At 44.8% G+C, this 2,631-nt stretch carries 3 protein-coding genes; all 3 read left to right on the plus strand.

Annotated features, from left to right (window positions below; translation table 11 throughout):
• The coding region (locus tag A1D16_RS09135) for a TonB-dependent receptor (protein ID WP_290709059.1) at nt 1-1,394 on the plus strand (1,394 nt) is incomplete at its 5' end.
• A 24-nt stretch (nt 1,395-1,418) separates the two neighbouring features.
• Nucleotides 1,419-2,138 carry a head GIN domain-containing protein gene (locus A1D16_RS09140; RefSeq protein ID WP_290709060.1) on the plus strand — a complete coding sequence of 240 codons (720 nt, stop codon included), beginning with the start codon at nt 1,419-1,421 and terminating at the stop codon, nt 2,136-2,138.
• Nucleotides 2,139-2,186: 48 nt separating this feature from the next.
• On the plus strand, nt 2,187-2,631 hold a 445-nt coding region (locus A1D16_RS09145), incomplete at its 3' end, for an NAD(P)-binding domain-containing protein (protein WP_290709061.1).

The raw sequence follows: 2,631 nt of genomic DNA on the forward strand, positions 1-2,631 counted from the left end.
AATTTACCCTCTTTGGTATGAATGGTTGGAACGACCAGGAATTTCCCCTGGAAAAAGACCCAGCCAAATGGGAGGAAGAATGGAACCGCTATGGAGGTATTTATAAAGGAAGAACCAACGCAAATGGAATTACCCATACAATTTCACTATCGAAAAGAGCCAGCCTCAAAACAGTATTAGTGAACAGTTCGCAGCAAACGGCAAATAATATGCAGTTTGTAGCCCGGCCAGATAGTATTATAAATGCATACCGGGAAAAATTCCAGACTAAAAAATGGATCCTGAGTTCAACCCTGAATACGCAATTAAACCGCAAACAGGCAATCCGAACCGGTGTAATAGCACAACAAATTGATTTCAGTTATTTACAAAGATCCCGGGAAAACAACACGGCACCAGTGGAAGAAAGAATTAACAGCAAGGATCAGACGCAGTTAATACAGGCATTTGCGCAGTGGCAGTACAAGCCATCCAACCAGTTGGTGATTACAGGCGGAGCGCATTTCCTTTATTTAAACCTCAATCAATCACTGGCATTGGAGCCCCGGGCTGCCATTCAGTGGAATCCCGATAACAAAAACAGCTTCGGTTTCGGTTATGGATTGCACAGCCAGGCACAGATCATGGGCGTTTATTTTGCCAAATCCAGGATCAATGATCAATGGGTTCAGCCAAACAAAGAGCTGGGTTTCACCAAATCGCATCATTTTGTTGGCTCTTATACAAGACTGCTGATGAAAGGGTTAAAACTGCGGACAGAGATTTATTACCAGCACTTATTTAATTTACCGGTAAGTATTTATGATACAGCTACCGTAAGCACCGTCAATATTGCGGAAAACTTTGTATTGGATCCGCTAACCAATAAAGGCAAAGGTAGAAATTACGGGTTGGAGCTGTCGCTTGAGAAGCAACTGAGAAACTATTTTTATTTCCTGTTTTCCAATTCGTTGTATCAATCGAAATATACAGCCGCCGATGGCAAAGAGCGTAATACCCGGTATAATGGTGGTATGGCCAGTACCCTTACCATGGGGAAGGAATTTGTGCATCCCGGCAATCGGCGGAGTTTTGGTGCAAATATAAAAATCATTTATGCGGGCGGTTTTCGTGATACACCGCTGGATGAGGAAGCCACCCTTGAACTGGGTTATGCCAAATACCGCGATGAAGCAGCGTTTACTATCCAGAATCCTGCATATTTCCGTACAGATATACGGCTTAGTATGAAATGGAATGCAGCACGTATGACCAGTATCTTATCACTGGATATTCAGAACCTCACGAATCGCCAGAATATTTATGGCAAATATTACGACAGTGTAAAAGGAAAAATCACCACCTCTTACCAGGCGGGCCTGATACCTGTGCTGGCCTATCGAATTGAATTTTAATAATTAACCATTAGCATTTATACCATGAAAAAGAATCAGTTGTTTTTTGTATTTGTACTTATTTTATTCAGCGCTGTATTTACCGCCTGCACAAAGGTAAATGGCAAAGGGCCGGTTGTTTCGGAGATTCGTACCGTAGGCAGTTTTAACCGTATTGACTTTGCCACCAGCGGGCGTTTATATTATAAAGCGGGTGCAGCACACCGCGTAGAGATCCGGGCCCAGCGGAATATCCAGGATGTGCTGGAGGCGTATGTCAGCAATGGCGAGTTAAATCTGAAAATCAAAAACAATACGGTAATTCACAGCTACGAAACGATTGAAGTTTATATTGAGTCTCCCGATATCAATGCGTTTAAGGTAAATGGGTCGGGAGATATCTATTCCAATGATCCAATAGAAACGGACCGTTTATATACCGAGGTAAAAGGCTCGGGCAAGATCGACATTCAAAGCCTGGAAGCAGATGAACTGGAAGCCAGGATTAGTGGAAGCGGGGATGTTCTTGTACGTAGTGGGGCAGCGGCGATGGGTCATTTGGAAATCAGTGGAAGCGGCGATATGAACCTGATTGGCCTCCAGGTGGCAGATATGACAACCAGGACCAGTGGATCGGGGGATATCCGGTTATGGGCTACCGAGAAACTGGATGCAAAGATCACCGGAAGTGGATCGGTTCGCTACAAGGGCAACCCGCAGTTAACGGTACAGGTTTCTGGTTCCGGCACCGTCTCCCCGTATTAGACGTCAGACAGGTGTTAGAACACATATCTGACGTAAATTTGCCCCCTTATGCAGTATGATCTCGTAATCATTGGGGGCGGCCCCATCGGACTGGCCTGCGGGCTGGAAGCCAAAAAAGCAAAACTGAATTATGTCATATTGGAAAAGGGTTGCCTGGTAAACTCACTTTACCACTACCCTACCAATATGACTTTTTTCTCCACATCGGAACGCCTCGAAATCGGCGGCCTCCCCTTTGTCTCCAATAACCCAAAACCAACCCGTGCAGAATCTCTTGAATACTATCGTCGGGTTGCCACCAGCCATCAACTTAAGCTCCGGTTATTTGAAGAAGTACACTCCGTAAAAAAAGTAAAAAACGGCTTCCTCCTGCAAAGCACCAAAACCAGTTACCGGTGCACCTACGTAATTATTGCCACCGGGTTTTACGACATTCCCTTTAAACTGCAGGTACCCGGCGAAAACCTACCCAAAGTAACCCACTATTATAAAG

It is taken from the genome of Flavihumibacter sp. CACIAM 22H1 (assembly GCF_001601815.1).
GTDB lineage: Bacteria > Bacteroidota > Bacteroidia > Chitinophagales > Chitinophagaceae > Flavihumibacter.